Source organism: Pseudoalteromonas sp. SANK 73390 (genome assembly GCF_054966645.1).
In genome coordinates this window covers 1-7,847 of record NZ_ARPN01000158.1, presented here as the reverse complement: position 1 = coordinate 7,847, position 7,847 = coordinate 1, and the positions used below count along the sequence as shown (strand labels likewise).

The following is a 7,847-nucleotide window of genomic DNA, read 5'->3' as shown; positions in this document are numbered from 1 at the left end:
TTTTTTAGGTGTTTTTGCGCAAATAAGATAAAATATCGCCACACTTTTCAAGCATTAGAGTCGTTATGAACCCTACTCCGTGGTATAAGAATTTTTGGCCTTGGTTTTTAATGTTTTTCCCCGTAGTAACTATTATCGCTTGCGTATTTTTGGTAATTTTTGCCGTGGGCAATGGCCCAGATATGGTTGTTGATGATTACTATAAAAAAGGCAAAGCAATTAATTTAGAACTTTCTAAATTTGATAAAGCTAAAGCACTTTATCTACATGGAGATTTGCAAGTTGAAAATGACTATGTCAAGTTCGCGTTTACCAAAGGTGATCATAGTAACGTGAAAGCATTAAAAGCGTCATTTTACCACAGAACCATTAAAAAATTTGATTTCGATACGACCTTGCTACCTAATGCAAATGATGAATTCACTGCTATTTTAGAGCCAATACAACAAGGTGCTTATACCGTGTTTTTAGAGCCGATGGATGGTAGTTGGAAGCTCAAAGAAAATATTCAACTACCGACAAAACATAACATTCAAATATCTCCAGAATATAAGTAGTTGTTATGGCAAATACTTGCTTTCATTGTTTAGAGCCTATTCCTAAAGGCTTCGTTGGTGAAATTGTTTACCAAAACCAAACTCAAGGTGTTTGTTGTATTGGTTGCCAAGCCGTTGCTGAAACCATTCTTGCGCAAGGCATGAGCGACTATTATAAATTTAGGACAACATCAGCAGGTAAAGTAGACGAGCTTGTACCTGAACAATTGTCTCTTATAAAAAGCTACGACAACGCTGATGTTCAACAAGACTTTGTCACTCATCAAGGTGAGCTCACTGAGGTGTTACTCAGTGTTGAAGGCATTAGCTGCGCAGCTTGTGCATGGCTCATAGAAAAACAGCTATTAGCGCTAACAGGCGTTAATCGAGTTGATGTAAATACATCAACTCACCGAGCAATGATCATATGGGATGCTAAACAAGTATTACTCAGTGATATTATTCAATCACTTATGCAAATTGGTTACAAAGCTTACCCTTTTCAAGCTGATGATGAAGCAACCCAAAAGCAAGCTGTTGCAAAAGCTTATATTCGACGCTTAGGGGTTGCGGGTCTTATGACCATGCAAGTGATGATGTTTGCCTTTGCTATGTATTTCGGCATGTTTTCCGGCATGGAAGAAGACTTTGAGCAATACTTTCGCTGGATAAGCCTAATACTCGCCTCCCCTGTTATTTTATATTCCGCATTACCATTTTTAACCAATGCAATAAAGGGCTTAAAAGCCAAACAGCTTAATATGGACTTACCCGTCTCCTTAGCTATATTTGGCGCCTATGGTGCAAGCTGCTATGCAACTGTAATGGAGGTGGGTGAAGTTTATTTTGAATCTATTTGTATGTTTACGTTCTTACTGTTACTGGGTAAGTATCTAGAATTTAGAGCACGACTTAAAGCCAGTGAATTTACCGCTAACTTACAAAAGCTATTGCCTCTGACCGCCCGTAAAGTTACCGAGCATGATCAAGAGCATATTGTTGCTGCAAAAAACCTCAAACTTGCAGATAAGATATTAGTAAAGCCCGGTGAGACCATACCCGCTGATGGTTTAGTCATAGAAGGAAGCACCAGCGTTGATGAGTCCATGATGACCGGTGAACATTTACCTGTAGCCAAACATCATGGTCATCAAGTATTTGCAGGTACAGTCAATCATGATGGGGTGATAAGCCTTGAAATAAATAAAATTGGCCAAAACACCCTCTTAAATCAAATTATTCGCCTGCAACATTCAGCTTTAAGTAAACGACCTAAACTGGTGGAGATCACAGACAAAGTAGCGCAGTGGTTTGTTGCTTGCTTATTAGTTTTTGCTTCTCTTACCGCCTTTGGTTGGTATTCAGTTTCTCCTGAACAAGCTTTTTGGGTAACTATTTCGGTATTGGTTGCTACCTGCCCGTGTGCATTGAGTTTGGCCATTCCAACGGCGCTTACTTGTGCAGTCGCAACACTCACCAAAAAAGGCGTGTTAATCAAAGAAGGTCATGTTTTAGAAACATTAACAAAGCTCACCCGCGTTGCCTTTGACAAAACAGGCACTTTAACTGAAGGTCGATTTTCAATCGACCATACCGTGCTTATTGATAACAATTATAGTAAACATGATGCTCTGGCTTTGGCAGCAAGCCTTGAAAGGTACTCTGAGCACCCTATTAGCGAGGCATTTAGTGAACATCTGATGCACCATCACACTCTAATTGATGTGCAAGTACATCCAGGGGTCGGTATTAGTGCAAAATTAAATACCGACACTATTGCCATAGGTAAAAGCAGTTGGTTTAACGGGCATCAAAGTCAAGCACAGGCAACTTTGTTTGTTAACGAGCAAGCAGTGGCAGATTTTCACTTAAACGACAAAGTTCGAGATAATGCACATAGTGTTGTTAAGTCACTACAAAAAAATGGTTTAACGTGCCACCTACTCACGGGTGATAGCAGCAAAGCAGGCGAGCAATTAGCCCTGCAACTGTCTTTAGATTCACAGCAAAGCAGCTGTTCACCCAAGGACAAACTCCACACAGTTGAGTCTTGGTCACGCCAAGGAGAGGTAGTTGCTATGGTAGGTGATGGCGTAAACGACAGCCCTGTTTTTAACAGTGCGCATTTATCTATTGCAATGGAAACAGGTGCTGATATTTCTAAAAATGTTGCTGATGTCGTACTGCTAAAAAGTAATCTCAATGCGATTTTAAGCTTACAACAAATAGCACTAAAAACACGCCGTATTGTTAAACAAAATTTAGCAATATCGTTAGTTTATAATGCTTCAATACTACCACTGGCTGCGCTCGGATTAGTACCTCCGTGGATTGCTGTTATCGGTATGTCAGCAAGCTCTATAATAGTCATAGGTAATTCACTGAGGTTATTAAAATTATGAGTATCATCTATGTGTTAATCCCTATTGCTATTTTATTTGTTATCATCGCTATAGGGATCTTTTTTTGGGCAGTGAGAAGCGAGCAATTTTCTGACCTTGAAAAACAAGGGCATAGTATTTTGTTTGAAGATGACAAAGAGCAACATAAAAACGCCAATGAACGAGATTAACCTATTTAGCGCGTTTATAATGGGCTTGATTGGAAGTGGCCACTGCCTAGTTATGTGTGGTGGTATTGCATCTAGTTTACAACTTGCGTCTAATTCGCTTAAACCATGGCGTGTTAGCATACTTTATAATATTGGCCGTGCGTCTAGTTACATGTTTGCAGGTGCGCTGGTCGCCACTTTAGGCAGTTCATTTGCCAAGCAAAATACCACTTTTTCGGTAAGTTTAAAGTTATTAAGTGGTGTATTCATGCTATTAGTCGGCGTTTATGTTATGCGTTTGGCAAGTAGTTTAAAGTGGCTAGAAAGCGTTGCTAAAATGGCAGTATGGCAACATCTAATCAAGCTCAATAAATACTTATTACCTGTTAAGAATTACCCCCGTGTACTTGGCTATGGCATGTTGTGGGGTTGGTTGCCTTGTGGGCTGGTGTATTCAGCCTTGATCTGGACTTTACAAGCACAATCCGCTGCACACGGAGCCTTGATCATGCTGTGTTTTGCACTTGGCACAGTGCCAGCCATGCTATTGGTAGGACAATCCGCCGCGCAACTTAGCCGCTTTTTAAATCACAACCTGGTGAGATTAGGGTTTGGAAGTATTTTTATCTGGTATGGTATTTATCTCCTAATCATTGCAACCGATAAGCTAGTACATTAATCTAAGTAAAACGTATTAAAGAATGGACTTATTATGGATTTGAACAATCAACAGCGTGGCAAAAGCCAGTGCACAATCAGTTGTAATAACTGCAGTATTAGTCAGCTGTGTTTGCCATTTACTCTTAATGGCACTGAAATGGACAAACTTGATGAAATTATCGAGCGTAAAAAACCATTGCACAAAGGCGATTACCTGTTTGAATCTGGTGCAAAGCTCAATGCTATTTTTGCCGTACGATCCGGTTCATTTAAGTCATATACCTTATCAGAACAAGGCGATGAGCAAATCACTGGTTTCCATTTAGCTGGTGACTTGGTTGGGTTTGATGCTATCAATAAAATGCAACATCAAAGCTTTTCACAGGCATTGGAGACATCCATGGTGTGTGAAATTCCTTTTGACACACTAGACGAATTAGCAGGTAAACTACCCAAATTACGTCAACAAATCATGCGTTTAATGAGTAATGAAATAAACTACGATCAAGAAATGCTGCTGCTACTGAATAAAAAAACCGCAGAAGAACGATTAGCTACGTTTATTTATAACCTTTCAAATCGCTTTGGGGAACGAGGTTTTTCTCGTAAAGAGTTCCGCTTTACCATGACACGCGGTGAAATAGGAAACTACTTAGGTTTAACTGTTGAAACTATTAGTCGCTTGTTGAGCCGTTTTCAAAAAGCTGACATTATCAAAGTAGAAGGTAAATTCATTACCATCTTAGATATCACAGCACTGGCGCGTACCGCCGCTATTTCTGTTTGATCTAAAACAAAAAATTACTTGTAAACTCTTTAACCTTGGGCTAAATCAGTTACACTTAAATCTAGTTGATTTAGCTAACAAAGCACGTTAAGGAATTTGCGATGGATAAGATTAAACGCATTTTAGCCGTTATAGACCCAACCAAAGCGCAACAACACAGCTTACAGCGCGCCATTACACTTGCCAAAAAAACTGGCGCAGAAGTAACCGCATTCTTATCAATATATGATTTTTCTTATGAAATGACGACCATGCTTTCTAAAGATGAACGCGAGGCGATGCGTGATGCCGTTGTTAAAGATAGAGAAGCATGGATTGATGAATTGCTGAAAAACGTTGATGGCATTAGCATTCATAGCCAAGTCTTGTGGCATAATCGCCCGTATGAAGCAATCATCAAAACTGTTATAAAAGATGACTATGACCTTGTAGTAAAAGGCACACATCAGCACGACACGTTAAAATCCGTGATATTCACTCCAACTGACTGGCACCTAATACGTAAATGCCCGGCTCCAGTGCTATTAGTAAAAGATCAAGACTGGCCTGCACACGGGCATATACTTGCCGCAGTTAATGCCGTCAGTGACAATGAACAGCATTTAGAGCTTAATAAACGCATTATTAGCGACGCACAATTTATTTGCCAATTGGCTAACGCAAAATTAAGCTTGGTCAATACCTATCCTGCTACCCCAGTTAATATAGCAATTGAGATCCCAGAATTTAACCCAACGCAATATAATGAAGCTGTAAAAAAACACCATGAAGAAGAAACTTTTGCTCTGGGTGCTGCATTTTCTATTGCCCGAAGTGAGTGCCTTGTCAAAGAAGGCTTACCAGAAGATATTATTCCCATGGTTGCAAAAGATAAAAAATCTGAGTTGGTCGTCATTGGCACGGTTGGCAGAACGGGGATCAGCGCAGCACTTATTGGCAATACCGCAGAACATGTTATAGACAGTTTAGACTGTGATGTTTTAGCCCTTAAACCAGATGGATATACCAGTCCACTCGCCGATTAAGCTTTATTTAACCATCAAAACCCTAATTTAGAGGTTTTGATGGTTATAAAACACCATAGAATAATTACATCTTCACCTAAGAAATATCATACAAAATTGTATGATGCCCTTTTCCTCATTTAAGATTAAGATAGTGTTTTATGTCGTCTTTGAGGTGTGAATGAAAATATTATTAGTGGAAGATGACATAGATACAGCACAGTTTATTATCAAACGCCTTGAGCAAAACGGTGACAATGTTACACACTGCACAGATGCAGAGCAAGGTATGCTAAATGCGTCAATTCATTCCTTTGATGTCATTATTTTTGACCGTTTACTACCCGGTATGGATGGCCTTGATGCCGTTCGTATATTACGCAAAAGTAATGTACTTACACCGATTATTATGCTCACAGCCCTAAGTGAAACAGCGCACAGAGTAGCTGGCCTAAATGTGGGTGCTGATGATTACCTAGTAAAGCCATTCGCCTTCTCCGAACTGTACGCAAGACTTACTGCATTAGCACGTCGCCAACCTCTTTTACAACAAAGTAGTGATCTCAGATTAAAAGACTTAACAATATGTCGTACAACCAGAAAAGTTACTCGGGCTAAGACACAAATAGAATTGCTACCAAAAGAATATCAAATCTTAGAATATCTTATACTCAATAAAGCACAGCTAGTCACTAAAACGATGTTACTAGAGAATGTATGGGGGTTTCATTTTGATCCAAAAACCAGTTTAGTACAAACGCATGTGAGTCGGCTTAGGAACAAAATTGATAAACCATTTAGTTGTGAACTTATCAAAACAGTGCGTGGTCATGGTTACATCATATCAGAGTAAACTATGAAGCAACTTCTTAATTCAATGAGTTTCACTAACCTATCTAAACATACACTGCTTTGCTGGCTAAGTGCGTGTGCTGTTTTGCTACTGATGATAGTCAATGAGAAAAGCCAATTAAAAAAGCACCAGGCGCTAGCCTTCTCTGAACTTGTTGCTGAAATAGTTACGCTATATGAGGATGATCAAGTGAATGGCTTAATTGATGAGTTTGACGTTGAAAAGGGCTTGATTTGGGACAAAGTGCAAAGTGATACACATCTAGACGAAGAAGGTTTTTTATTTGCACTGACTAGCAACAAACACCTCATCGCAGGCAGTGCATCCTTAAAATATACGACCGAACACTTCGCTAATTGGCATTCGTATTTTTATAACGATAACTCAAGTGTTCAAGTTCTTAGTATCGCCCTTCCTTTGGATGAGCATAATCATGTTCATTTAGTCCAACGTATCAATGATGAATACGTAATTACTGCAAAGCACCTAGATAAAGTTTTGTTATGGTTTACGCTTTTAAGCCTGCCACTTTTCTTTTTGGCTATGACATTTACTCACGTTGCTCGCGCAAAAGAGTTAATCAAACTGCAAAGTGCACTCGCAGCTATCCCCAAAGAACCTGACTCACGGCGCATAGCAACCGATAAATCACCCAAAGAGCTATTTAGCTTAATCGGTTCAATTAATCAAATGCTGGATGAGGTTACTCAATTACACTCCACCATGAAAACCATGTCTGTTGGTATTGCCCATGACCTCAAAACGCCTCTTTCGAGAGTGGCAAATAGACTGCAAAGCATGCAACTAGATGTTGAACAACCAACGTTACTCCAAGATCACCTTGATCGTGCAAGCACTGACCTTAACAGTGTAATCACAACTTTCAACAATTTGGTTCAATTAAACTCAATCGAGTCTGGGCAATGTAAACAAAGTTTTAAGCAATTAAACATTTCGCTATTGATATTAGACCTTGCGCAAAGTTTTGAGCCAGTATTTGCCGATTCAGGTAAAAGCCTCGAAATATCAATTGCTGATAACGTGTATTGTAACGGTGACAAAGATCTTATCAATCAACTCGTATCAAATTTATTAGAAAACGCCTTAGAGCACAGTGAGTCTAACGCTAAAGTTTGGATCCGTTTACAAAACCACGTAAATGGCGCACTCCTGCAAGTAGGCGATAGTGGCCCAGGGATCGCTTCGATAGATAAAGATCAAGTATTTAATAAGTTTTACCGTGCAGATAAAAGTCGATCAAAGCAAGGAAATGGGCTTGGTTTGAGTATCGTAGAAGCAATTTGTACTGTACATGGCGCAACTATTCACTTGCTAGAAGCCCAAGATGGCGCGGTATTCAACATTGAACTATCGCGTGTATAAAATCTTAATCATACAAATATGTAAGGTTTCATACCTGATTTGTAAAACACCGCAAAGTTAAAGCGCCTTATAC

The 7,847-nt window shown here is 39.5% G+C and carries 8 protein-coding genes; all 8 read left to right on the top strand.

The annotated features are described in order from the left end of the window. The first annotated feature begins 65 nt into the window (after positions 1-65). Positions 66-557 carry a FixH family protein gene (locus SANK73390_RS18820; protein ID WP_261626432.1) on the top strand — a complete coding sequence of 164 codons (492 nt, stop codon included), beginning with the start codon at positions 66-68 and terminating at the stop codon, positions 555-557. Between the two features lie 5 nt (positions 558-562). Continuing rightward, positions 563-2,938, top strand: a complete 2,376-nt coding sequence (locus SANK73390_RS18815; RefSeq protein ID WP_462767911.1) for a heavy metal translocating P-type ATPase — start codon at positions 563-565, stop codon at positions 2,936-2,938. Next, complete coding sequence (gene ccoS, locus SANK73390_RS18810; RefSeq protein ID WP_070990262.1) at positions 2,935-3,108, top strand: cbb3-type cytochrome oxidase assembly protein CcoS; 174 nt, start codon at positions 2,935-2,937, stop codon at positions 3,106-3,108. The genes SANK73390_RS18815 and ccoS overlap by 4 nt, the downstream gene beginning before the upstream one ends. After that, entirely contained in the window at positions 3,095-3,766 is a 672-nt protein-coding gene (locus SANK73390_RS18805) for a sulfite exporter TauE/SafE family protein (protein WP_261592935.1), read from the top strand. Before ccoS ends, SANK73390_RS18805 begins: the two co-directional genes overlap by 14 nt. A gap of 33 nt (positions 3,767-3,799) precedes the next feature. Then, positions 3,800-4,534 (top strand): FNR family transcription factor, encoded by a 735-nt coding sequence (locus tag SANK73390_RS18800; RefSeq protein WP_261592933.1) that lies wholly within the window; start codon positions 3,800-3,802, stop codon positions 4,532-4,534. 101 nt (positions 4,535-4,635) lie between these two features. Continuing rightward, positions 4,636-5,559 carry a universal stress protein UspE gene (uspE, locus tag SANK73390_RS18795; RefSeq protein WP_261592932.1) on the top strand — a complete coding sequence of 308 codons (924 nt, stop codon included), beginning with the start codon at positions 4,636-4,638 and terminating at the stop codon, positions 5,557-5,559. 160 nt (positions 5,560-5,719) lie between these two features. Continuing rightward, positions 5,720-6,391, top strand: coding sequence for a response regulator transcription factor (locus SANK73390_RS18790; RefSeq protein ID WP_462767910.1), 672 nt, complete (start codon positions 5,720-5,722; stop codon positions 6,389-6,391). A gap of 3 nt (positions 6,392-6,394) precedes the next feature. Continuing rightward, on the top strand, positions 6,395-7,774 hold the full coding sequence (locus SANK73390_RS18785) for a sensor histidine kinase (RefSeq protein WP_462767909.1): 1,380 nt from the start codon (positions 6,395-6,397) through the stop codon (positions 7,772-7,774). Positions 7,775-7,847 lie beyond the last annotated feature (73 nt).